This is a genomic window from Acidobacteriota bacterium, from assembly GCA_035471785.1.
Lineage (GTDB): Bacteria > Acidobacteriota > UBA6911 > RPQK01 > DATIPO01 > JANQFM01.
In genome coordinates this window covers 1-24256 of the sequence record DATIPQ010000005.1, presented here as the reverse complement: position 1 = coordinate 24256, position 24256 = coordinate 1, and the positions used below count along the sequence as shown (strand labels likewise).

Genomic DNA, 24256 nt, shown 5'->3' with positions numbered 1-24256 from the left:
CGAGAGGCAATACCTTCCTTGCTGAGCACAAAGGCGGGATTATACCGGGGCAGGGTTTCAACTACAAGTCGCTCAGGCCACCTGCAGAGCCTGCAGCGCTTGCAGGCAAGCCTGGTGAAGCCTGCCGTTGGAAGCCAGGATTCCGCGGTTATTGAGCAGTTTGCGGCCGGTCGAGAAATCCAGGGCCCGCCCGTCCAGGTCGGTGACCTGGCCGCCGGCTTCCTGGATGACCAGCGACCCGGCGGCCTGATCCCAGATCTTCTCTTTGTAGCCGGTCTTGTCAGGACGCAAGAGACGCACCAGCACGTCTCCCTGGCCGGCTGCCAGGGCCGCATACTTGGCCTGGCTGTCCATGAGGACGGGGTCGGCCCGGGCTCCGATTTCCTCCACCAGGCGCTCCATCTGCTCTTCGTTGGTGTGACCCGACTCGTAAGAACGCAGTATGCGGGCGTCCTCGGGCCGATCGCGGCCGGAAGCCTGCAGAGGACGCAAGGGCTCATCGCCGCCCAGGGGACGCCACCAGCAGCCCTCTCCTCGGACCGCCAGCACCAGACCGCCGGGACCCTGCGCTTGCCATCCCACCTCGGCCGACCAGTGAGGACACCCCAAAACGCCCAGGCGCACCTGGTGGTCTTCCAACAAAGCCAGGCATACGGCCCAATGCCCTCCGCGTAAAAAGCCCTTGGTTCCGTCAATGGGATCGAGAGTCCAGAAGCGGCGGGCGGGATCGGAGGCTCCGTGATCGATCCAGCCGAAAACCTCTTCCCTGCCGCCCGGGTCGACGAAGCGGGAAACCCACTCCAGCACCTGTCGGCAAACCGCTGCGTGGCCGGGCTGCCGCAACTCGTCGGAGCGTTCTTCGGCAACCAGCGGCACTCGGGGAAAAGCCTGCTGCAGACGGCGGGCCACCAGGGCCTGAATGGAAAAGTCAGCCACCGTCACCGGGGAGCGGTCTTCTTTCTGCAGTGCGTCGTGAGCCACGGCCCGCCGCACTTCCAGCCCCAGCGCCACGCCGCTCTCCACCGTTTCCAGGGCCACGCCTATTTCAGGAACGTCGAAATCGATCAAGAGGAGTCCTTCGTTTTTCAACCGGTCCGGAACTAGACATCCCGCTTGCCGTGTCCAGTGTAGACCTGGCGAGGACGCGCGATGCGCTTTTCGCCGTCCACCATCAGCTCTTCCCACTGGGCCAGCCACCCGACTGTCCGGGCGATAGCGAAGAGCACGGTAAAGAAGCCGCTGGGAAATCCCATCGACTGATAGATCAGCCCCGAATAGAAGTCGACGTTGGGGTAGAGCTTGCGGTCCACGAAGTAATCTTCGTGAAGGGCGATCTTCTCCAACTCCAGGGCGATCTCGAGCAGAGGGTTGGTGCCCGTGACCTGGAAGACCTCGTCGGCCATCTTCTTGATGATGCGGGCGCGCGGGTCGTAATTCTTGTAGACGCGGTGCCCGAAGCCCATCAAGCGGACTTCGCCGGCTTTGACCTGTTCGATGTATTCGGGAATGTTGTCCTTGCTGCCGATCTCGCCCAGCATGCGCAGCACCGCCGTATTGGCGCCGCCATGCAGAGGACCCGCCAGTGCGCCGATGGCCGCCGCCGCCGACAAGTAGGGACCGGGATTGGAGCTTCCCACGCTGCGCATGGTGGCCGTGCTGCAATTCTGCTCGTGATCGGCATGCAGCACGAAAAGCACGTCCAGAGCCTTGACCAGGGTCGGGTTCAGGTCCTTGCCTCCGGGCCCTCCGAACATCATGTGGAGGAAATTCTCGCAGTAGCTCAAGGAAGGGTCGGGATCGACGAAGACCTGGCCGGTCTTGTGCCGGTAGGCGTAGGCCGCAATACAGGGAATCTGGCTGACCAACCTGCGGATCTGGGTACGGCGGTTCTCCTCGTCCGAGACGTCGGACGCTTCCGGATGCAAGGCTCCTACCCCGGCCACCCCGGCCGCCAGCATGTGCATGGGGTCGGCATCGTGGTGGAAGGACTCCATCAGGCGCCGCAGGCTGGTGTTGACGATGCGATGGCGGTCGATGGAGCGCAGGAACGCTGCTTCCTGCTGCTGGTCGGGCAATTCGCCGTTGAAGATGAGGTAGGCCACCTGCATGAAGGAAAAGCGCTCCGCCAGTTGCTCGATCGGGTAGCCGCGGTAGCGCAGAATCCCCTTGGCGCCGTCGATGTAGGTGATGGAGCTGCGGCAGGATGCGGTATTGGTGTAGCCGGGATCGTAGCTGAGCATCCCGAACTCCTCCTCGCGGACTTTGATCTGACGAAGCTCAATGGCGCGGATGGTGTCGTCGGTGATGTCCAACTCGTACTCGCGTCCTGTCCGGTTGTCCCTGATGGTGAGCGTATCTTTGGGCATAGCGCTGATTCCTATCTATCGTGCTGGTTTCCAGTCTCAAAGAGGGTCGTCTCTGCAGCCGCCGGAAGAGACCAGATCGGCCCCCTGCCGGCCCACCGCCTTAGCATAGCGAAAGCTCCCGCCCAACACAATTGCGTGGTAGACTCGGTTTTATGCGACGGACCGTCTGCATCATCCTTTTTTTCATGACTTTGGGGGTCCTGTGGGCCCAAGAGGGCTCCATGCGCTCCTTCAACGGACGCACCTTTTCTTTCGGCTTTCTCGAGCCCAGCGGCTGGATGATCAACAACGAGGCGGCTCAACTGGCTCACTTCGTCCTCCACAAAGAAGGCATGGACTGGCGCGAGGCCCCCGCCATCCTCTTCATCCGCCTGGTGGATCCCGAGCGTGGCGAACACGGGCAGGAGGCGCTGGGGCGGAACGAACAGCAGCAAGACGAAAGCCTGGAAGCCTTCGTCAAGCGCAACGTGGAGAGCTTCAAAGCCGTCTGCCCGGCATTCGAAATCAAGGATGTCAAGCTGAGCCGTGCCAATCTGGGGCACGAGTTCATCGTCAAAAGCTACGACTGTCCGGGAATGCGTCACGAGATCACGGCCGTGACCGAAGTACCCGATTACTTCGTGCTGCTGGTCCTCTCCTCACGCTCGGAAGAAGACTTAAAAGCCGCCCTGCCCAAGTACGAGCAGGTGGTATCCAGCTTCTACTGGAGACAGCGGGAAACCGCCCAGGTGCCCGACGACCGCTGAGCCATCGGAAGCACTACCAGGATCGCCGCAAGGTCTCACCCTTCAAGTAGCCAGTCGGCGGGCCTGGGCTATCCTCTCGCGCAACCTCTGCATGATTTCGTTGATGTGGAAGTAGCGGTTGAGCACGTAGAAGTGAATCCCCGGCACTCCCTGCTGCAGCAGTTCGACCGCCTGCTCGACGGTGTAGCGGATGCCGATCTCGCAGACCTTTGACTCGTCCTCTCCAGCCTCCATCAATTCAGCCAGCAAGCCCTGCGGAATGGTGCAGCCGCAAATGGAACTGATGCGCCTGATCTGGTGGGTGCTGAGGATGGGCAGAAGCCCGGGAACGATGGGTTGCTCGATTCCCATTTCGCGGCAACGCCCAAGGAAGCGGAAAAAAGCCCGGTTGCGGTAGAAGAGCTGAGTGATGATGGCGTCGGCGCCATGATCGACCTTGTGCTTGAGCCACTTCACGTCAGTATCGAAGTCGGAGGCTTCGACATGTTTCTCGGGATAGCCCGCCACGGCCACCCCGAAGCGCCCCTTGCTGCGAATGAGGTCGACCAGTTGGTAGGCGTTGGAGAAGCCGTCCTCGGGGGCCACGAAGGCCTCGCTGCCCTGGGGAGGATCGCCGCGCAGGGCCACGATATTTTCGATGCCCCACTTGGCGATCTCATCGATCTGGCGGCTCAGTTCACCCCGGCTGGCGCCCACGCAGGTCAAGTGGTGAGCCGTTTCCATGCCGTGGCCGGCGACCAGCCGGACGATTTCCAGCGTGCGCTCGCGGGTGCTCCCCATGGCTCCGTAAGTGACGGTGATAAAGGAGGGCTGGAGCGCAACCAGCTTGGGAAGCCGGCGCTCGAGTTCCTTCATGCCTTGGTCGCTCTTGGGGGGGAACAGCTCGAAGGAGAAAACGGGTCCCCCAGAGCGATAATGTTCTGCGAATCGCATGGATAGGAAGGCAGAATAGCAGAAAGCCCTCATCAGCCGCGGTGATGGGAGCCCGGCCGCGGCTTTAAGTCAGCGCTGAATCGGTGTATAACAGGCCTTTCGCATGCGAGTACTCATACTGGGCGGAGGAGAAGTGGGGCAATTGGTGGCCCGCCGCCTCATCCGCGAGAAGAGCGAAGTGGTCATCGTCGAGAACAACGAAGACCGCTGTGCGCGTCTGGAGGAGACTCTGGACGCCAAGGTCGTATATGGGACCGCCTCCAGCGTCAAAACCCTGGAGAAGGCCGGCCTGGACAAGGCCGACATGATGATCGCGGTCACCAACAGCGACGAAGCCAACATCCTGGGCTGCCTCATCGCCCAGGCCCATTCCAACGTCAAGATCAAGGTGGCGCGGTTGCGCACCCATGAGGTCGACCGCTGGCGGGCCATGTGCGGCAAGGAACTGCTCGACATCGACCTGGTCATCCATCCCGACCGCGAAACCGCCGAGCGCATCATGCGCGTCATCGGACTTCCGGGAGTCAGCGACATCCTGGAGTTCGCCGACGGACGCATCAAGCTCTTCGGGATGAACGTGGCCCCCGACAGTTGGGTGGTTGGCAAGACCATGGCCGAAATGGATGAGGCCGGCCCGCCCGAGAACTCCCTCATCGCCATCCTCTTCCGCGGCCACAAAGCCATCATTCCGCGCGGACACGACGTGCTGCGTCCCAACGACCACGTCTACATCGTGGTCCCTACCGACGAGTTGGAGGCTTGCTTCGAGTTTATGGGCGTGCAGAGCCAGGAAAGGCTCAAGCGGGTCTTCATCGTGGGCGGCAAGCAACTGGGCATCGAGCTGGCCCTGCAGTTAGAGCGCAAGGGCGTGCAGGTCAAGCTCTTCGAAAAGGACCTCAAGCGCTGCGAGAAGATCGCCACCCTGGTTCGGGATACCGTGGTGGTCAACAACGACGGCACCAACCAAGCGGCGCTGGTGGAAGAAAACATCGAGGGCATCGACGCCTTCCTGGCCCTGACGGGCCACGACGAAGACAACATCATCGCCTCGCTGCTGGCCAAGCGCCTGGAGGCCAGAAAAGCAGTGGCCCTCATCAACCGGCTTGACTTTCTTCCCATGGGACAGCTTTTGGGAATCAACTCGGCCTTTTCAACCCGGCTGGCGGTCGTCGACCGCATCCTCCAGTTCGTGCGCAAAGGCAAAGTGGTTTCGGTCACCACCTTCCGCGAAGAAGAGGCCGAGGCCATCGAACTGATGGCCAGCAAGGAATCGAAGTACGTAGGGCGCAAGCTGCGCGACGTCCACCTGCCTCACGGAGCCATCGTGGGAGCCATCGCCTCTCCCTCAGGCAAGGTCATCGTCCCCCGCGGCGACGCTATGATCAATCCCGGCGACCGGGTCCTCTTCTTCTGCCTGGAAAACCTCGTTCCCAAACTCGAATCGGCTTTCATCGCGGGGCGCTAGCTCGTGATCCACTGGCCCAACCAACTCAGAATCCTCGGACTCTTCGTCCTGGCCCTCAGCGGAGCGATGGCGGTGGCCCTGGGCCTGGCGATCTACGACAACGACGAGGGCTTGCTGCCGCTGGGGCTTTCCACCGCCATATCGGTCCTGGCGGGCGCGGGGCTGGTCTATTCGTACAAGCCTGAGCACCGTCAGTTCAATAACCGCGAAGGCATCATGCTGGTGATCCTCACCTGGGTCGGAGCCGGCATCGTGGGTGCGCTGCCCTTTTACTTCTCGCCCTTCTTCTCGAGTTTCACCGACGCCTTCTTCGAATCGGTTTCGGGATTCACCACCACCGGCGCCACCATCCTGACCGCCATCGAACCGCTTCCCCGCAGCCTCCTGTTCTGGCGTTCCTTCACCCAGTGGGTGGGGGGCATGGGGATCATCGTGCTGGCGGTGGCCATCCTGCCTCTGGTGGGAGTGGGGGGAATGGAGCTCTACCGGGCCGAGTTCTCAGGAGCCTCCTCCGAGAAGATCAAGCCGCGCATCGCTGAAACGGCCAAGAGCCTGTGGCGCATCTACGCCGCCTTCTCCATCGCCCAATACGTGGCCCTGCGGCTGGCCGGCATGGACCCCTTCGACTCCGTCTGCCACACCTTCACCACCATGGCCACGGGAGGGTTCTCGACCCGCAACATCAGCGTCGAGGCCTTCAACTCGCCGCTGATCGAGTACGTCATCATCTTTTTCATGTTCGCGGCGGGGATCAACATCACCATGCACTACCGCCTGCTCATCATGGGCAGGCCGCGTCCCTTTCTGCGCGACCTGGAAGTCCGCACCTACTTCGCCGCCACCGCCGGGGCCATCGGCGCCGTGGCCGCCACCCTTTATTTCAACGGCATCGCGGTAGGCGAAGAAGCCTTCAGGAAAGCCGCCTTTCAGGTGGTCTCCATCATGACCACCACGGGCTTCTCCACCACCGACTTCGAGACTTGGCCCCCCTTCACGCTGCTTCTGCTGCTGGCGCTGATGTTCCTGGGAGGCTGCACCGGATCCACCGCCGGCGGACTCAAAGTGGCCCGCATCGCCCTTCTGGCGCGGGTGGTGGGACGGGAGTTCCGCCGCATCGTGGAGCGCCGGGGCGTCTTCGCCGTCCGCTTCAACGACAAGGCGGTCAACGAAAGCGCCATCGACGGGCTCCTCAACCTCATCTACCTGGCCTTCATCATCAACTTCGCCGCCTGCCTCTTCCTGACCGCTTTCGGGGTAGACGTCCTCACCGCCATCTCCGCCGTGGCCGCCTCCATGTTCAACATCGGCCCCGGCTTGGGAAAGGTAGGCCCCTACGAGCACTACGGCCACCTGGCCGCCCCCGTCAAATGGGTCCTGGCCTTCTGCATGCTGGCCGGCCGCCTGGAGTTCTACACCCTGCTGGTCATCTGCACCCGAGCCTTCTGGCGCAAGTAGCCCTCAAGTCCCACTTGAGAGCCATCGACGGATCTTCAATAGCCTCGAGGAGAGCCGCAGGACGGCAGGCGTCGGGGCGGATTGAAGCCCGCCCAGGATCGCCGCAAGGATGCGCCTCCCACCAGGCTGGGCACAATCTGCTGCTCCATTTCTTCGGCGGCTGGGACTGACGAGACGCCGCCCCGGCCCGAAATCTCAAGGGGCGTCTCTTTGACGGTGAGCCGCTTTCGCTGTTTTCCAGAATAGGTCCATATCCCATCGCACTGGATGTGGTTGCAGTCGGTATGCCGGATGCGAAACCGCGGGTTTCGCCCCCTCGCAGTCTTCCATCTCAACGAGTCGTCCATGCACCACTACCGGTGGCCAGGTAGGATTGACACGGTGCCGGGGGCTCCTCTATACTTCGTGGTTTCCGGAGCATCATTTGGATAGCTCTGTGGAGGCGAATAGAAGTGTACGCGATTATTCGAACCGGCGGTAAACAGTATCGGGTCAGCGAGGGCGACTCCATCAAGGTCGAGAAACTCGACGGCGAGGTCGGCGATTCGGTCGACTTTGAAGAGGTCTTGATGGTGGGCGGCGATGACGGCGTGCAGGTGGGCGCTCCCACCCTGAAGGGCAAAGTGAGCGGCACCATCGCCGAGCAAGGACGCGGCAAGAAAGTCATCGTCTTCAAGTTCAAGCGCCGAAAGATGTACCGCAACAGGCGCGGACACCGCCAGGACTACACCCGAGTCGATATCGAGAAAATCCAGGTCAACTGAGGGCCTGTCGCATTAAAAGAGGAAAACCGGTATGTCGCACAAAAAAGGACTAGGAAGCTCTAAGAATGGACGCGACAGCAATGCCCAACGCCTGGGCGTCAAGCGTTTCGCGGGACAAAGCGTGACCGGCGGCAGCATTTTGGTGCGCCAGCGGGGTACGCCCATCAAGCCCGGCAAAAACGTCGGACGCGGCAAAGACGATACCCTCTTCGCCACCGTCGACGGCGTGGTCTCCTACCAGAACCGCGGACGCCGGGGCAAGTTCGTCCACGTCCTCCCCGCCGAATAGCTACGCAAGAACCAACGTTATCCCACACCTTCAGCGTGGGTCGGAGAGTGACGGTAACCCAGGGTTTCGCCCTCGCGGCGCTTCGCTTGCAGCAGGCTTCACCCTGGGCTGGCGAATCGCTCGCCTTCAGCGAGCCCGGACTCGATTTCAAGGGAGGCGCTAGCCCGCCCTGCGCAGCTTCGGCGAAGGAAAGCGGACCGCTCGCCCTTCAGGGAACCGGGACTCGTTGTTCAATTTAGTCTCTGCCCGCCCTCCACAGCCTTTGGCGAAGGAGGGGTGAACGGGACGTTGGAACCGTGTTCATCGATCAAGCCACCATTCACGTCAAGGCCGGCGACGGCGGCAACGGCGTCGTGGCCTTCCGCCGCGAAAAGTACGTCCCCAAGGGAGGCCCCTCGGGCGGCGACGGCGGACGCGGCGGCGACGTCTTCCTGGAAAGCAGCGAGAACCTCAACACGCTGCTCCCCTTCCGCTATAAGCGCCACTTCAAGGCCCAGCGCGGACGTCACGGCGAAGGCAGCAAGCGCAAAGGCGCCGATGGCCAGAGCCTGGTGCTGGAGGTGCCGGTGGGCACGCTGGTCTTCGACGGCGATTCGCCTCTGGACGAACCCATCATCGATTTCACCCGGCCCGGGCAGAAGGTGAGAGTGGCCAAAGGCGGCGACGGCGGACGCGGCAATGCCCGCTTCGCCACCTCCACCAACCAGGCGCCCCGCCGCTGCGAGGACGGATGGGAGGGCCAAGAACGCCACCTGCGGCTGGAGCTGAAGGTGCTGGCCGACGTGGGTCTGTTGGGCTATCCCAACGCCGGCAAATCGACCCTCATCTCGCGCCTCTCGGCCGCCAAGCCCAAGATCGCCGACTATCCCTTCACCACCCTGACCCCCAATCTGGGAGTGGTGCCCTATGGCGAGTACGGCAGCTTCGTGATGGCCGATATTCCCGGTTTGATCGAGGGAGCCAGCGAGGGCAGCGGACTGGGACACCAGTTCTTGCGCCACGTCGAGCGGACGCGCGTTCTGGTCCACCTGGTGGACGTCTCGGCCCTGGGTCCCGAGGACCCCGGCGAGGCCTTCCGGGCCATCAACCGCGAACTCGAGCTTTATGATGCGCAAATGCTGGAAAGACCCATGCTGGCGGTGGCCTCCAAGGCCGACGCCGCCGACTCCCAACGGCAGCAGGCCTTCCAGAGCTTCTGCCGCCGGGAGGGCATTCCCTGCTTTGCCGTCTCTTCCGTGCAAGGCCAAGGACTCGAGAAGCTCAAGCACGCCATTGTCAGGGCCCTCAAGCACTCTATTGAAGAGGACGGAGAGCGCGGCGAAGAGGCCGAATTGGCTGGAGAATGGAGCCAGGAGGAGGGCTGGAACGAGTGAAGGTAGGCATATTGGGCGGAACCTTCGACCCCATTCATGCCGGACATCTCTACTTGGCCCGCCATGTCCTGCGCATGCAGACGCTGGATCAAGTGCTGCTGCTGATCGCGCGGCGTCCGCCCCACAAGCGGCAGCGCTCCCTGGCGGGTCCGTATCACCGCTTCGCCATGGCGGCCCTGGCCACTCAGGACGACAACCTCTTACGTCCCTGCTCGTGGGAATTGAAGCGTCCGGCGCCCAGTTACACCATCGACGCCCTGCGCCATTTCCGCAGCCGCCATCCGGCCTGGAGACTGACCTTCATCGCCGGAAGCGACTCCCTCAGGGACCTGCATTCCTGGAGGGACTATGCTAAACTTCTGGAAGAGTTCAGTTTCACTTTTGTTCAGCGTCCTGGAGAGACGGTTGATTTGACAACGCTGAAACTTCCTGCCCCGTTGCGCGAGAGGATCACAGTTGCCGACGCCTCGATGCCTCTCGACATCCGCCCGGGAGCTTCACTGCTCATCTGCTTGGACGCGCCGGACGTGAGTTCGACCCGTCTGCGCCAAACTCTCTCATCCGGCGGGATCCCGGAGAACGGAGCCGTACCCGACCCCGTGCTCCGCTATGCCCGCAAATTCGGGTTGTATGAAACAAGTCAAGACGATCACTGAGAAACCGCAAGACACCAAGGCCGTCCTGCAACGCATCTGCGACATCATCAGCGATAAAAAAGGAGAAGAGATCCTGCTCCTGGACGTCTCCGATATCGCTTCCTTCACCTCTTATCTGCTCATTTGCGAAGGCCGCAATCTGCGCCAGAACCAGGCCATCGCCGATGCCGTGGTGGAGAGGCTGAAGAAGGAATACGGCCTGCGTCCCAGCCACATCGAGGGCAAAGGCGACGCCAAGTGGATCCTGCTCGACTACCTGGAATTCGTCATCCACATCTTCAAGCCGGAGACGCGCGACTTCTACAGCATCGACAAGCTGTGGGGCGACGGCACCCGGCTGGAAGTGTCGGCCTGAGGGTTCAACGTCCGCTGGAGGTGTCGGCGGACTCGCGGTTCCAAATCCACTGTTCGAACCAATCCCAATTATGGGTCAAGGCCGCCAGCCGTTCCTTGGGCTTGCTGATGCCGTGCCCGAATCCCTTGTAGATGATGAGCTTGCTGGGCACCCCGCGATCCTGCAGCCCGCGGTATAGCTTGTAGGCGTTGGGAGTGGGAACCCGCTGGTCGAACTCCCCGTGCTGGATGAGCGTGGGGGTCTGAGCCTTGTTGATGTGGGTCATGGGCGAGGTCTTGCGGTAGACCTCGGGATCGTCCCAGGGGTTCCCGCCCAGATAGTGGAGCGTAAAAGGCGTGATGTCGGTCTGGTAATAGTAGGTGACCCAGTCCGAGATGCCGGCCCCCACGCTGGTGGCGGCGAAGCGGTCCGAGAAGGTGGTAATGAAGGCGCTGATGTAGCCGCCCTGGCTCCAGCCCATGGCCGCCACCCGGTCGCCGTCGACCATCCCCCGGCCGATCAGATGGTCGACGCCCGAAATAACGTCCCAATAATCGCCCACCCCCAGGTTGCGGTAGTTGAGCTTGCGGAAATCGGCTCCGAAGCCGGCGCTGCCGCGGTAGTTGGGCAAGAGCACCAGAGCCCCCCGCGCCACCCACTGCTCGATGGGATAGATGCCGTTGTAACGGTCCACCCGTTGAGGATAGGAGATGCCGGTGGGTCCTCCGTGGATGATGACGAAGAGAGGGTAGCGCGTAGAGGCGTCGAAGTCCTCGGGCTTGATGAGGACGCCGGTGATCTCGGCGCCGTCCCGGCTCTGCCAGCTTAGCGTTTCTTTGCGGGCCAGCTTCCAGCCTTGGAGTTGCCCGTTGAAATCGGTCAGCTTGAGCCTGTCGAACTCGCCGACGGGCGAGAGATAGACCTCGGGATAGTGCTGCCCGTCCACGAAGCTGAAAGCCATTCGCGAGGCTTGCGGATTGATGTCCGCCGACTGCAGGACGAAGTTCCCGCTGCCGCCTTGGGTCAGGTTGCGGACGGCCCGCGTGTCCGGCGCCAGGCGGAAAAGATGGCGCGACATGCCCTGGAAGGCGGTGAAGTGAATGCCGGCGGCGTTCCAGTCCAGCAGGCGGGCGTCCTCGTCGAACTCGCCGGTCAGGTTGACAATGGGGCCGCCGCTGACGGAAATCGAGGCGATCTCGGTATTGACGAAGTAGACCTCGGTGCCCATCGAGGTGTTGAAAGCCACTTGAGTCCCATCGGGCGAAAACACCGGATTGGAGTCGGGTCCCTCCTGATCGACGAGGGTGCGGATCTCTCCGCTCTCGACTTCGACGATGAAGATATCGGTCTTTGAAAAGGACTTGGTGCGCGAGTCGGGGGCGGCCGAGAAGGCGATGAGCGAGCTGTCGGGAGAGAAGGCCATGCCGGCGATGTTCTTGTCTTCATCGCCCACCAGCTTGCGCGCTTCGCCTTCTTCGACGGGCTGAATCCACAGGTGGTCGATGTCGAAGTCTTCGTCCACCAGCATGAACTTGCCGTATTTCTCTTCCCGCTCCTTCATGGCCTCGCTTTTCTCGTCGCTGGCCACATAGGCGATGCTTTGCGAGTCGGGAGCCCACTGGTAGCCCCGCACGCCTTCTTCGGCGTCGGTCAGCTTGCGGGCTTCGCCGCCCGCCAGAGGCAGCAGGAAGACCTGGTTCTTCTCGTCGCGCGAAGAGGTGAAGGAGAGCCAGCGTCCGTCGGGCGAGAATCGGGGCGAAGAGGCCGACTTCTCGCCGAAGGTCATCTGACGCGGCTCCTCATCGGGCCCTGCCAGCCAGATCTGGCTCACGTACTCGTTCTCCTCCCAATCCGCCTCCCGCACCACATAGGCCACCTTGCGCCCGTCCGGCGAAATCGCCAGCGATGAAGGCGACTTCAAGTTCAAAATGTCCTCGAACTCGGGAACTTCCGGCTGGGTTTCCTCCTCAGCCTCCTGCCCCCAGGCCCAACCGGCCGCTAAGAAGACCGCCGCCAAAGCCACAACCACTTCTTTCGCTCTGCCTCTGAAATCTCGCACGCTCACCTCCTGGATTCCTGCGACGAGTTTAGTCTCTCGTGCTCTGAAGGGTCAATGAGGATCGCCGGGATCGGGCTCTCAGCCAGATGGCCGAGGGTGGAGACGACCATTTGCTGGATGCCGACCTGCCGGCCCCGACCTGGGATGAGGAGGAGTGGCAGTGGTAGTGCGCCGCTTCGACGTCTGGCTCATCAATCTCGATCCCACGGTTGGCTCAGAGATCCGCAAGACGCGTCCAGCGTTGGTTATCTCCCCCGACGAACTTAACCGCAATATCCGCACGGTCATCATCGCTCCCATGACCACTAAGGGACGGCCTTACCCCACCCGGGTCGATTGCCGCTTGCAGGAAAAGGAGGGCCAAGTCGTCCTCGACCAGATCCGAACCGTCGACAAGTCCCGCTTGGTCAAGAAACTGGGCCGCCTCACAAAAGCCGCCTCTCTGCGCGCCCTGCACGTCCTCCAGGAAGTGTTCTCGCACTAATGGCGGGATCTGTGCTGCTTCGGGTAGGGGCCGACTTGCCGGCAATAGGCGTCGAGACCATCGCCGCAAAGACGCGCCTCCCACGGTTGCCACGGTGGGAGAAGCATCCTTGCCGCGATACTTTTTGGATTAGAAAAAGAGGCTGCGAAGATAGGCTAAGATCGAGCTTTTCTTCCTCTTCTTGCGGATACTCGGCCGCTTTCTGATGCTCAAGTGGCGTACTTCTGGGCGCCCTGCATCATTCGCAGCGCAGGGAGGCGGCGGGGTCGATGGAGGTGGCGCGGCGGGCGGGGTAGAGAGTGGCGGCGGCGGCGGCCACGAGGAAGAAGAGGGTTACCGCGACATAGGTCAATGGGTCGGACCAGGTGACTCCGAAGAGCAGCTCCTGCAGGAGGCGGCTGGTGAGCAGGGCGACGGGCAGGCCGAGAAACAGGCCCAGAGCGGTCAGCCCCAGACCCTCCCTGAGAACGTTGAAAAGAATCGACCGGCGGCTGGCGCCGAAGACCATGCGCACGCCGAACTCGTGACGGCGGCGGGAAGCCGAGTAAGCCGTCACGCCCACGATTCCGGTGGCGGTAACGATGAGGGCGGCCAAGGCGAAAACACCCAGCAACTGGGCCGTCTGACGGGGCGGGGCGATGGACTCGCGGTGCAGTTCTTCCATGGGCTGGAAAGCCTCCAGCGGCTGCTCGCTATCCAGCCGGTCCACGGCTTGGCGCAACATGGCTGCGGCGCTCCCGGCGCTCTGAGGCGTGCGCAGCAGCACGATGGCCTGCCTCCAGGGAGACAAGTTGAAGGGGACGTAAAGCTGAGGACTGGGCCGCACGCTCAGGTCCTGCTCGTGCACGTCGCCCACCACGGCGGTGACGGTGAGAGGATTCTCCCATGTCCCCAGGTAGAGCTTGCTCCCCAGCGCTTGGGATGGATCGTCCCAATGGCGTTCGGCAAGCGTACGATTGATGACGGCCTGCTGCGACCCCAGGAAGGCTCCGATCTGGCCGGCTAGAACAGGAATACCCATGACTTCGAAGTAGCGTCCGGAAACCGACTGCAACTCGGTGCGGTACTCCTGCTCCTCGACCAGCATCTCGGCCTGCGGCGCCGGCACCAGGCTGCGGTTGTAGGTCGCCAGGGGTTGCGAGTCTTCCTCCGCAGCCACGGCCTTGGCCAGCCGGTAGCTGCCTGTCGAGGTCCGGCCGTCCAAGGGCACGTGAGCCGCCAAAGCGGCCGAGAGAACGCCTGGGCGCTGAGAGAGATCCTCGAGCAGGGGCAGGTAGAAGGCGTTGACCTGGTCATCGTCGAGATAGAGGGTCCAGTTGAGTCGGACGTTGGTGCCCAAGACGCGCTTGGGGTCGAAACCTGGATCGACCTGCTGCAGCTTGAAGACGCTTTGCAGCATCAGGCCGGCGGCCACCAGCAGCACCACCGAGAAGGCCACCTGGGCCACCACCAGCAGTCCTCTCAGGCGTCCGGCGCCGGGCGCCCGGTGGACGCGCGAACGGCTGGTCAATCCCTGAGCGCGCCCTTCCGAATGGAGCAGGATGAGTCCCGGCAGCAGGCAGAAGATCAAGGTGGCCAGCACCGAACCCGTCAGGGCCAGCGCCAGCACGCCTCCGTCGATGCTGATCTCGGCGGCCCGTACGCTCAGGCGGGCGGCGAAAGGACGCAGCAGTTCCAGCGAGGCGGCGGCCGAAGCCAGTCCCAGCAGGGCCGCGGCGCCGGCCAGCAGGAATCCTTCGGTCAAGAGCTGCCCCAGCAGGCGTCCGCGTCCTGCCCCCAGGGCGCTGCGCAGGGCCATCTCGGGGGTCCGCCGGGTCAGACGGGCCAGATTGAGGTTGGCCAGGTTGGCGCAGACGATGAGGAAGACGCAGAGGACGGTGGCGAAGAGGACTGCCAGCGGCGTGCGGGCCCGTTCGGCCAACACGTCCTGCAAGGGACGCAGGCGCACGGTAAACCCGCTGTCCAGTGGGTAATCGTCGGGAAAGCGGCGCTGCATGTCCTGGGCGATGGCCGACACCTCCCGCCGGGCCTCCGCCAAACTCACTCCGGGGGTCAGAAGGGCCAGGGCCCGGTAGCCTCCCCGTCCCCGCGGCTGCGCCTGCTGGGTGCGGACGCGGAAAGGGCAGTTGGAATGAGGCATGTAGACGTCAGCGTCTAAGGGGTAGAAGGGCAGTGGGGGAAGGATGCCGATGATGCGGTGGGGCCGGTTGTTCATCTCCACCGCCTGGTCCAGCACCGTCAGAGAACCGCCGTAATGCTCCTGCCAGTAGCCGAAGCTGAGCAGCAGGCGTCCTTCCCCGTGGGCGCTGTCGTCCGCGGCCCGCAGTCCTCGGCCGTGCAGAACCTCGACTCCCAGCTTGTGGAAGAAATCCCAGGCCACGACTCCCGTTTCCACGCTGCTGGGACTGACGCCGTCGAGCAGGGTGAAGTACATGGAGTGATGGTCGGCGGCCCACTCCAAGGATTCCGCTTGAGCGTACTCCGAAATCTCCAGGGGCGTCGACCCCAAGACATCGAAGCCGGCCCCAGGCATGGACTGGCTGAGTTCCACCAGACGCTGGCCCGCCGGAATCGGCAAGGGACGCAGCCACAGTCCCTCCAGCAAACTGAAGACCGCCGAGGTGGCGCCGATGCCCAAGGTCAGGCTCAGCAAAGCCGCCAGCACGAAGCCGGGACTCTGCTTGAGGCGCCTCCAGGCCAGGGAAAGGTCGTCGCCCGCGGCCGCCGCCGCGCGTCCAACCCGGCGCATGCCCACAGCCGCCTTGCGGGCTGTTTGAGAAAAGCGGCCCAGGTGGGGCCAGTAAATCGGATTGACGGCCCGCAGCGCCTCCCTCCAGTACCACTTGCGGGCCGCGGCTCTGCCTTTCAGCGGCAGGACTTGACTATAGAAACGCTCCTCAAGATCGCCCAGGATGCATTCCCGATAAATCTCGGGCAGCCAGCCCAGCAGCCACTCGGCCGCGGCCGGCGGACGCACCTTTGGGGTAGGATCGTCCTGATGGCGAGGCTCGGATTTCACTCTTCGGCACCCAATTCGACGCCTTCCCAAAGGCGCACCAAAAACTCCCTGGACTGCTTGAGCGCTTCCTCACCGGCAGCTTCCAGCTTGAAGTACTTCTTGGCCCGTCCCCCCCTCTCGGCAGTGGGTTCTCCCTTCCAGGAGGACACCAGGCCCTTTTCCTCCAGCCGCGACAAAGTCACGTAAACCGCCGTAATGGAAACGGGACGGTCGATCGTCTCCTGCAATTCTTCATGGATGCGCATGCCGTAGGCGTCGTCTCCTCCCTTAAGACGGGCCACCGCCAGCATGACCAATTGCTCGAACTCGCCCAAAAACCCTTTCTTACCCATTCAACATAGTTGAACAAAACGAAAAGCCAAAGTCAAACCGCCCAAACGTAGATCGCCTGGGAGGCGTTCTGGCCTAGCTGCGGGCGGGGCAGTAAAATAGGAGTGCTATGGCATTTAAGAAGATCCTCTGCGCCGTCGACTTCTCGGACGATTCCATCGAGGCCCTCAACAGGGCCGTGGACCTGGCCCGGCAAAGCGGCTCGGCGCGTTTGTTCATATTGCACGCCCTGGAAGCCCAACCCGTTTTTTCACAGTATCTTCCGCCCGAAGGTCTGGGAGAACTGACCGTCGATCTTCAGGAAAAGGCCCACGAGGCCATGGAAAAGCTGGTCGAGCAATTCAGGGCCAGGCTGAAGGACGTCAACTTCAAGACCCAAATCAGCAGCGGACGCGGGTTCGAGGAGATACTGGAGAACGCCAACGTATGGGGCGCCGACCTGATCGTGGTGGGCTCGCACGGTTCGGCCGGCCTCGACCAGGTGGTGTTGGGCAGCACCACAGGACGCGTCCTGGAACGGGCTCCCTGTTCCGTCCTCATCGTACGCCGCAACCCCTAAGGGGTCGCCGCCGCCCTTGCGTCCGCTGCGGGCCGCGTCTATAATTCGATGCCGTTTCTGGGCTTTCTATGCTTCGAATCGGCATCGACTTAGGCGGAACCAAGATCGAGGGGATTGTGGCCGACGACGATCTCAAAGATGTGGTGCGCCGCCGCATCCCCACCCGCCAGAGCGAAGGCTACGCGGCCATCGTCACCCGCCTGGCCGGCTTCGTCGCGCAGCTTGAAGAGGAAGCCGGGACGTCCTGCCCCGTAGGCATCTGTACGCCCGGCTCCATCTCGCCCCGCAGCGGACTGATGCGCAACTCCAACACCGTCTGCCTCAACGGACGCCCCTTGAAGAAGGACCTGGAAGAGGCCCTGGGGCGCGAGGCGGCCATGGAAAACGACGCCAACTGCTTCGCCCTGGCCGAGGCCCTGCTGGGCGCCGGACGCGGATATTCCTGCGTCTTCGGCGTCATCATGGGCACCGGGGTGGGCGGCGGCATCGTGCTGGATGGACGCGTCCACTCGGGACGGCTGCTGATCGGAGGCGAATGGGGACACCAAAAGCTCTACCCGGGCGGGAATCCTTGCTACTGCGGACAGAAAGGATGCGTCGAGACCTACCTCTCGGGTCCGGCGCTGGAGGGCCGCTGGGAAGAAGACCAGGGAGGACCCTCCTTAAGCCTGGCCGAGATCGTCGAGTGGGTGGAAGCCCACCCCCAGGAACAGCGCTGCAAGAGCTGGAAAGACGGATTCCTGACCGACTTCGGATTGGCCCTCTCCAATGTCGTCAATGTGCTCGACCCTGACGCCATAGTGCTGGGAGGCGGTGTTTCCAACGTGGCCTTTCTCTACGGACAAGGTCTGGACTCGCTCCACGAGTACGTTTTCAGCGACTATTGCGATACCCCGGTTAAGAAAAACCAACTGGGCGATTCGTCGGGAGTTTTCGGGGCGGCTTGCTTGACCCTCTGAGCAGTCGAACGCGCGCGGACAATGCACTTCGAAACGGGTTTCAAGGCGAGACCCCAGGGAGGATTATGCACGGGCAATCGGCAACCCAGGCCGAGTGGTGGAAAACAGGCATCGTCTACCAGATCTATCCGCTCTCCTTTCAGGACAGCAGCGGCAACGGCAAAGGCGACCTGAGGGGCATCGAAAAGCGCCTGGACTACGTGCAGCGATTAGGAGTCGAAGCCGTCTGGCTCTCGCCCGTCTACCCCTCGCCCATGCACGACAACGGCTACGACGTGGCCGACTACCGCGACATCAACCCCCTCTTCGGCACTCTCGACGACTTCGACCGTCTGCTCGAGAAGATGCACCAGCGCGGACTCAAGCTCATCATCGACCTGGTCCCCAATCACACCTCCGACCAGCACCCCTGGTTTCAGGAAAGCCGTTCCAGCCGCCACAATCCCAAGCGCGACTGGTACATCTGGGCCGATCCCAAGCCGGACGGTTCAACCCCCAACAACTGGCTGAGCGTCTTCGGGGGTCCGGCCTGGACGCTGGACGAAAGAACCGGCCAGTACTATCTGCATCAATTCGTCACCCAGCAGCCCGAACTCAACTACCGCAATCCACAGGTGCTGGAAGCCATGCTCGACAACATGCGCTTCTGGCTGCGCCGCGGAGTGGACGGCTTTCGCGTGGACGTCATCTGGCTGATGCTCAAGGACGAAAGGCTGCGCGACGAACCGCCCAATCCCGATTGGGACGGGGTTAATCCTTTTGACAGCCTCATCCACTGCTACACCCAGGACGTGGACGGCATCCACCAATTGATCAGGGCCTTCCGACGCACCGTCGACGAGTTCGACGACCGCTACATGGTGGGGGAGATCTACCTGCCTCTGGAGAAGCTGGTGCGCTACTACGGCGAAGATCTGGACGAATGCCACCAACCCTTCAACTTCCATTTGGTGGAAACGTCCTGGGAGGCCGCGTCGGTGCGGGCCATGGTCGAGCGCTACGAGTCGCTGCTGCCGCCGGGAGCCTGGCCCTGCTACGTGGCCAGCAACCACGACCGCCACCGCAGCGCCAGCCGGGTGGGAAAGCGCCAGGCCCGCTGCGCCAACATGCTGCTGCTGACCCTGAGAGGCACACCCACCGTCTACTACGGCGAAGAGCTGGGATTAGAGAACGTCCCCATACCCAAAGAGAAATGGAATGATCCCATCGCCCATCTTCAGCCCGAGTTGGTGGACGCCATGGCCCGAGACCAGGTGCGGACGCCCATGCTCTGGGAGCGCGGACCCAACGCCGGCTTCTGTCCGCCCTCCGCCGAGCCTTGGCTGCCTCTCCACGCCGACCACGGGCGGCTCTCGGTGCAGTCCCAGGAAAAGGATGACGCCTCTCATCTGGCCCTCTTCCGCCGGTTGGCGGGCTTGCGCCGGGCGGAACCCGCCCTTCACCTGGGCCATTACCGCACACTCGCCGTGGAAGCTCCTGGAGTGTACGCTTATGAACGATCATTTCCGCAATCCGAACGCTTCGCCGTCTGCCTCAACTTTGATTCCGAGGCCAAGAGGGTGGACCTTAGCCGGGAGGCGGGACACGCTGAGATCGTCCTCTCTACCCGACTCGACCGCAGCGGCCCCGCCGACCTGTCGCGCCTGCAACTGCGCGCCGACGAAGGCCTGATTGTGAAACTGAAGGATTGATGCCGAAGCTAGAACCGATCATGCAAGGACTTGAGACGACTGCATGCCCACTGACCCTTGCCGAACAGGACGGAACGCGCCAGCAACGTCAACGACCCGACCGCGGGAGTGAAGGGAGGATCTCTTGCCTCTAGAACTCATTGATCTGATCATCGTCGTCTCCTACTTCTTCGTCGTCCTCTTCATCGGATTCTATTTCGCCCGCAAGCACGCCGGCACCGAGGACTACTTTCTGGCAGGAAGGCGGCTGGCCTGGCCGGCCGTGGGCTTTTCGCTCTTCGCCTCCAACATCTCCAGCTCCACGCTGATCGGACTCTGCGGGGCCGCCTACGTCACCGGCATCTCGGTTTCCAACTACGAGTGGATGGCGGCGGTGGTGCTGGTCTTCTTCGCCATCTTCTTCATTCCCTACTATCTCAATTCCAAGGTCTACACCATGCCCGAGTTCCTGGAGCGCCGCTTTCGGCCGGCGGTGCGCTTCTATTTCTCGGGTCTGACCATCATCAACAACGTCTTTATCGACGTGGCCGGCGCCCTCTACGGCGGTGCCGTGGTCATCAAGCTCTTCTGGCCCGAGGCCGACCTCATCCTTTCAGCCTTGCTGCTGGCTCTGGTGGCAGGGCTCTACACGGCGGCCGGCGGACTCTCGGCGGTGGTCTATACCGACGTGATTCAGGCCGTCATCATCATCGTGGGCTGCATCGCCATCACCTTCATCGCTCTGGGACAGGTCGGCTCCTGGGATGCCGTCATCGACAACACGCCCCCCGAGATGCTGTCGGTGGTGCGTCCCATCGACGACGCCACCATGCCCTGGCTGGGACTGCTCACCGGGGTGCCCATTCTGGGCTTCTACTTCTGGTGCACCAACCAGTTCATCGTGCAGAGGGTCTTAGGCGCCAAGAACATCCGCCACGCCCGCTGGGGCGCCCTTTTCGCCGGCCTGCTCAAGCTGCCGGTGCTCTTCATCATGGTCTTTCCGGGAGTGATGGCCCGACAGCTCTTTCCCGATCTGCCCAACGGCGACATGGTCTTCCCCACCCTGATCACCGAGCTGCTGCCCCCGGTTTTCAAAGGACTCATGCTGGCCGGGTTGGTAGCGGCCATCATGTCCAGCGTCGACTCCACGCTCAACTCGGCCTCCACCCTCATCACCATGGACTTCGTGCGCAAGTTCAAGCCCGATACCTCGGACGCCCGGCTGACCTGGATCGGACGTTTCGCCACCCTCTTCATCATGGTTGTCGCCGCCTCCTGGACCCCGGTCGTGCAGGAGTACGAGGGACTCTTCGACTACCTCCAGAACATGCTGGCCTTTCTGGTGCCTCCGGTGGCGGCCATCTTCATCATGGGCATGTTCTGGCGGCGCTCCACCGGGACCTCGGCGCTGATGGCCATGATCGTGGGTCACGCCATCGCCGCCATCGTGCTGATCATGCGCAGCGACGGCGTCTACCCGTCCATCGAGGGGACGTTTACCGGCGACTTCGCCAATCTCCATTTCCTCATCCACGCCGGCATATTTTTCGCTCTCTCCTGCCTGACGGTCTGGATCGTCAGCCAGTTCACCGCGCCGCCCAGCCAGGATCAGGTCAAGAACTTCGTCTTCAACCCCGAAGTCGTCAAGGACGCCACCGCCGACCTTCCGCCGGTGCCCTGGTACAAAGACTATCGCTACCAGTCGGCTGGCCTTATCCTCTTGACGCTGTGGCTGGTCATCAGCTACTGGTAGGAGCGATTCGCTGGAGTAAGACATGAGCTGCGCTGTTATGAGACAACTTGCAGGGGCCGGATTGGCGTTAGGGTTGGCGGGCGGCTTGCTGACCGCCGCGCCGGCACAGGACTCCTACGACGCTCCCCATCTGCGCATCGAGCGCACGGCCCGGCCCTGGGAGTTCATGAACGCCGTCGGTCCCCACGCCGCCATCCTGGGCAAGGAATCGGGACATTTCGAGGCCTGGGTCTACCCGCTGGGAATCCTCGACGACTTTCATCTCGACTTCACACTGGGCGGCCGCGCCATGCCCGCGCACACCGTCGTGCGCTCGGTGCGCTACCAGCCGGGATCGACGACGCTGATCTACTCCGGCGACTACTACGCCCAGCACTTCAGGGTGGAACAGACCTTCGTCGTCCCCCGCGAGGAAAAAGGCGCCCTCGTCCGCCTCGCCATCGAGTCCTCGGCCCCGCTGGAAGTCGAGGCCCGCTTCATTCCCTCCCTCAAACTGATGTGGCCGGCGGGGCTGGAGTCGGACTACAACGGCTGGGACGAGGAGTTGAAGGCCTTCGTGATGGGCGTGGAAAGACGTCCCTGGAGGGCCCTGGTGGGCTCGCCCGACGCCTCCTTGCAAAGCCGCGCCTTCGCGTCCAACTACAACTCCAGCCGCCACGCCGCCATGGACCTGGGCACTTTCCAGGGTTCGGGGGAGGTGTGGCTGGTGATCGCTGCCGACTTCCAGGGGCTGGATTCGCTCAAGGAGACCTACCGGCGCCTGCTGCAAGACGCGGCCGGTCTGCTGCGGCAGACCGAGGACTTCTACCGGAACTATCTGCGCCAAATGGTGCGGCTGGAACTCCCCGACGCCCGCCTGCAGGCGGCCTACGAGTGGTCGATGCTGAGCATGATGAAGGGACTGGTGGAGAACCCCTTCATGCCGGGACGCGGGCTGGTGGCCGGATTCGGCCTTTCCAAGGGCGCGCCGCGTCCGGGCTTTGCCTGGTTCTTCGGGCGCGACACCTTTTGGAGCACCATGGCCCTGACCGCCGGAGGCGACCTGGACACGGCCCGCCAGGCCATCGAGTTCATCGCCCACTACCAGCGGGGGGACGGCAAGCTTCCCCACGAGATCGCTCAGAGCGCCCCTTTCACCGACTGGTTCCGCGACTATCCCTACCCATGGGCTTCGGCCGACGCCACCCAGCTCTACATCCTGGCCGTGCTGGACTATGTCCGGGCCAGCGGGGACAGGCGCTTTCTCAGCGAGCATTGGGAGCGCCTCGAGAGCGCTCTCGAGTTCACGAAATCGACCTACGACGAGGACGGTTTTCCCCGCAACCAGGAGGTCGGGCACGGATGGATCGAAGGCGGGCCGCTGCTGCCCGTCCGCACCGAGTTCTATCAAGCCGGATTAGGAGTGGCCGCACTCCGGGCTATGAGCGAGCTGGCGCTGCTGCGCGGCGATGAAAGCAAGGCCCAAGAGTGGGAAGAGCAATACCAGGCCAGCCGCGTCAGGCTGGAGGAACGCTTCTGGATGGAAGAGCGGTCCCGCTATGGCCTGGCCATCGATGGTGAAGGCGAGTTGGTTGACGAGCCCAGCATCCTGGCCACCGTTCCAATGTGGTTTCGCCTCACTGACGGCCGGCGCTCCTCGCGCATGATCACCCAACTGGCTTCTGAGGACCACCTTTCCGACTGGGGCAGCCGCATCATCTCCTCCCGGAGCGCCAACTACGGTCCCGCCGGATACCACTTCGGCTCGGTGTGGCCGCTCTTCAGCGGATGGGCCTCGCTGGGTCAGTACCGCTACCAGCGTCCGCAGCCCGCCTACGCCAACTTGATGGCCAACGCCCTGATCGCGCTGGACGGCTCGGGAGGACACACCACCGAAGTAGTCTCGGGAGCCGCCTACTCCCCCCTTTCCACCAGCTCGCCGCACCAGATCTGGTCAGCCGCCATGGTGGTCTCTCCGCTGCTGCGCGGACTGCTGGGGCTGGAGGTGGACGTCCCCCGGCGGCGCATCATCCTGGCGCCCCAGATTCCTGGTGACTGGGACCGCTTCGCCATCACCAACATCCCCTTGGGAGAGGGACGGGTCGATATCCGTTTCCGTCGGGACGGCAACGGTTCGACCCTGGAGGTCGTCAACAACTCCGAGGCGAGCCTCGACTTCGACTTTCGCCCCACGCTGGCTCCCACGGTGGAATTCGAAGCTTTGATGGAGGAGGAAGAAGGGGCTCCCACACTGCAGCCTTCCGTACCAGGCCCCGTGGGCAATCGCGCGGGACGCGGCCGCCGCTTTCATACGGCGCGCCAGTTGCCGCCCGGCAAGACCACGCTCAAGACCAACTACGTCCACGACTTCCGCTACAGCTTTCCCATTTCGCTCCCGGCTCTGGGGATGCCCAGCTCCAACCTCAAGGTCCTCTCACAGCAGTGGAACGACGACATCTCGGCCTTCACGCTCACCGTTTCAGGACGCGGCGGCCACAGCTACCGCATCGACCTCCATGGCGGCGTCCCCTTAGCCTCGGTCGAGGGCGCCGAACTCTCGCATGACGGAAAAACCTTGACTTTCACGCTGCCCCAGGGATCCGGCTATCAGGAGCATTCCCTGACCTTGCGGCGCTAACGCTAACGAGTCAAGAAGCAGACTCCCCTCAGAGGGCGAATTCCAGGGCTTGGAGGACGAGGCCCTGCTGCTGCGGCTTGCCAACGACAGCCGGCGGGAGATCCCACGTTCGGCCGTCGACTTGATAGAAAAGCGGTTCCGCAAGAGCGATCCCGTCTGGACTGGCGCCGCCATTGGCGCGGCGGCTGGAGGCGGCTTCGGAGCCGTCATCGTCTCCCAGGGAGACATCGTCTACAGCGTCGTGCCCATCAGCATGCTTATTGGAGCCGGCATCGGCACCCTCATCGACGCCGCCCACGTGGGCGGCGGGCAGGCCTACGAAGTGATCTACCGCCGCTGAGGCCTGCAACCTGACAAAAGAAGTCCGGGCTCGCTGAAGGCGAGCGATCCTCCAGCCCAGGGAGGAGCCCGCTGCCAGCGGAAGC

General features: G+C 63.0%; 21 protein-coding genes. 15 read left to right on the top strand and 6 right to left on the bottom strand.

Annotation, left to right across the window (positions count from 1 at the left end; all coding sequences use genetic code 11):
- Positions 1–72: 72 nt before the first annotated feature.
- Positions 73–1068 (bottom strand): inositol monophosphatase family protein, encoded by a 996-nt coding sequence (locus VLU25_00395; protein ID HSR66372.1) that lies wholly within the window; start codon positions 1066–1068, stop codon positions 73–75.
- A gap of 32 nt (positions 1069–1100) precedes the next feature.
- A complete protein-coding gene (locus VLU25_00390) occupies positions 1101–2366 on the bottom strand; it encodes a citrate synthase (protein HSR66371.1) in 1266 nt (421 codons plus the stop codon).
- 152 nt (positions 2367–2518) lie between these two features.
- Here VLU25_00390 and VLU25_00385 point away from each other — a divergent pair, with 152 nt between their 5' ends.
- A complete protein-coding gene (locus tag VLU25_00385; GenBank protein ID HSR66370.1) occupies positions 2519–3112 on the top strand; it encodes a hypothetical protein in 594 nt (197 codons plus the stop codon).
- A 42-nt stretch (positions 3113–3154) separates the two neighbouring features.
- Here VLU25_00385 and metF read toward each other — a convergent pair whose 3' ends face one another.
- Positions 3155–4045: a methylenetetrahydrofolate reductase [NAD(P)H] gene (gene metF / locus VLU25_00380; GenBank protein HSR66369.1), complete on the bottom strand. Its 891-nt coding sequence runs from the start codon at positions 4043–4045 to the stop codon at positions 3155–3157.
- A gap of 103 nt (positions 4046–4148) precedes the next feature.
- Between metF and trkA the strand changes: the two genes are divergently transcribed.
- The 7 genes from trkA (at position 4149) to rsfS (ending at position 10402) form a co-directional block, all read left to right on the top strand.
- Positions 4149–5510 (top strand): Trk system potassium transporter TrkA, encoded by a 1362-nt coding sequence (trkA, locus tag VLU25_00375; GenBank protein ID HSR66368.1) that lies wholly within the window; start codon positions 4149–4151, stop codon positions 5508–5510.
- 3 nt (positions 5511–5513) lie between these two features.
- Positions 5514–6965 (top strand): potassium transporter TrkG, encoded by a 1452-nt coding sequence (locus VLU25_00370; GenBank protein HSR66367.1) that lies wholly within the window; start codon positions 5514–5516, stop codon positions 6963–6965.
- 452 nt (positions 6966–7417) lie between these two features.
- Positions 7418–7729: a 50S ribosomal protein L21 gene (gene rplU, locus VLU25_00365; protein HSR66366.1), complete on the top strand. Its 312-nt coding sequence runs from the start codon at positions 7418–7420 to the stop codon at positions 7727–7729.
- 31 nt (positions 7730–7760) lie between these two features.
- Positions 7761–8018, top strand: coding sequence for a 50S ribosomal protein L27 (rpmA, locus tag VLU25_00360; protein HSR66365.1), 258 nt, complete (start codon positions 7761–7763; stop codon positions 8016–8018).
- A gap of 296 nt (positions 8019–8314) precedes the next feature.
- The gene (gene obgE / locus VLU25_00355) at positions 8315–9391 is read left to right on the top strand and encodes a GTPase ObgE (GenBank protein ID HSR66364.1); all 1077 of its coding nucleotides are present in this window, start codon (positions 8315–8317) and stop codon (positions 9389–9391) included.
- On the top strand, positions 9388–10047 hold the full coding sequence (nadD, locus tag VLU25_00350) for a nicotinate (nicotinamide) nucleotide adenylyltransferase (GenBank protein HSR66363.1): 660 nt from the start codon (positions 9388–9390) through the stop codon (positions 10045–10047). The genes obgE and nadD overlap by 4 nt, the downstream gene beginning before the upstream one ends.
- Positions 10022–10402, top strand: a complete 381-nt coding sequence (rsfS, locus tag VLU25_00345) for a ribosome silencing factor (protein ID HSR66362.1) — start codon at positions 10022–10024, stop codon at positions 10400–10402. The genes nadD and rsfS overlap by 26 nt, the downstream gene beginning before the upstream one ends.
- A 4-nt stretch (positions 10403–10406) precedes the next feature.
- On the opposite strand, the gene VLU25_00340 is transcribed toward rsfS, so the two are convergent.
- A complete protein-coding gene (locus tag VLU25_00340; GenBank protein ID HSR66361.1) occupies positions 10407–12440 on the bottom strand; it encodes a S9 family peptidase in 2034 nt (677 codons plus the stop codon).
- Positions 12441–12594: 154 nt separating this feature from the next.
- Between VLU25_00340 and VLU25_00335 the strand changes: the two genes are divergently transcribed.
- A complete protein-coding gene (locus VLU25_00335; protein HSR66360.1) occupies positions 12595–12924 on the top strand; it encodes a type II toxin-antitoxin system PemK/MazF family toxin in 330 nt (109 codons plus the stop codon).
- A gap of 238 nt (positions 12925–13162) precedes the next feature.
- Here the strand turns inward: VLU25_00335 and VLU25_00330 are convergent, their stop codons facing one another.
- Both VLU25_00330 and VLU25_00325 read right to left on the bottom strand, forming a co-directional pair.
- The gene (locus VLU25_00330; GenBank protein HSR66359.1) at positions 13163–15943 is read right to left on the bottom strand and encodes an ABC transporter permease; all 2781 of its coding nucleotides are present in this window, start codon (positions 15941–15943) and stop codon (positions 13163–13165) included.
- On the bottom strand, positions 15940–16275 hold the full coding sequence (locus VLU25_00325; GenBank protein HSR66358.1) for a helix-turn-helix transcriptional regulator: 336 nt from the start codon (positions 16273–16275) through the stop codon (positions 15940–15942). The genes VLU25_00330 and VLU25_00325 overlap by 4 nt, the downstream gene beginning before the upstream one ends.
- A gap of 107 nt (positions 16276–16382) precedes the next feature.
- On the opposite strand from VLU25_00325, the gene VLU25_00320 reads away from it, so the two are divergent.
- From VLU25_00320 to VLU25_00295, 6 genes are all read left to right on the top strand, one after another.
- A complete protein-coding gene (locus VLU25_00320; GenBank protein ID HSR66357.1) occupies positions 16383–16832 on the top strand; it encodes a universal stress protein in 450 nt (149 codons plus the stop codon).
- Between the two features lie 68 nt (positions 16833–16900).
- Positions 16901–17791, top strand: coding sequence for an ROK family protein (locus tag VLU25_00315; protein ID HSR66356.1), 891 nt, complete (start codon positions 16901–16903; stop codon positions 17789–17791).
- 65 nt (positions 17792–17856) lie between these two features.
- Positions 17857–19482, top strand: coding sequence for an alpha-amylase family glycosyl hydrolase (locus tag VLU25_00310; protein HSR66355.1), 1626 nt, complete (start codon positions 17857–17859; stop codon positions 19480–19482).
- A 124-nt stretch (positions 19483–19606) separates the two neighbouring features.
- On the top strand, positions 19607–21214 hold the full coding sequence (locus VLU25_00305; GenBank protein HSR66354.1) for a sodium:solute symporter: 1608 nt from the start codon (positions 19607–19609) through the stop codon (positions 21212–21214).
- Between the two features lie 37 nt (positions 21215–21251).
- On the top strand, positions 21252–23831 hold the full coding sequence (locus VLU25_00300; GenBank protein HSR66353.1) for a GH116 family glycosyl hydrolase: 2580 nt from the start codon (positions 21252–21254) through the stop codon (positions 23829–23831).
- Between the two features lie 49 nt (positions 23832–23880).
- Positions 23881–24171 carry a hypothetical protein gene (locus tag VLU25_00295; protein HSR66352.1) on the top strand — a complete coding sequence of 97 codons (291 nt, stop codon included), beginning with the start codon at positions 23881–23883 and terminating at the stop codon, positions 24169–24171.
- The last annotated feature ends 85 nt before the right edge of the window (positions 24172–24256 follow it).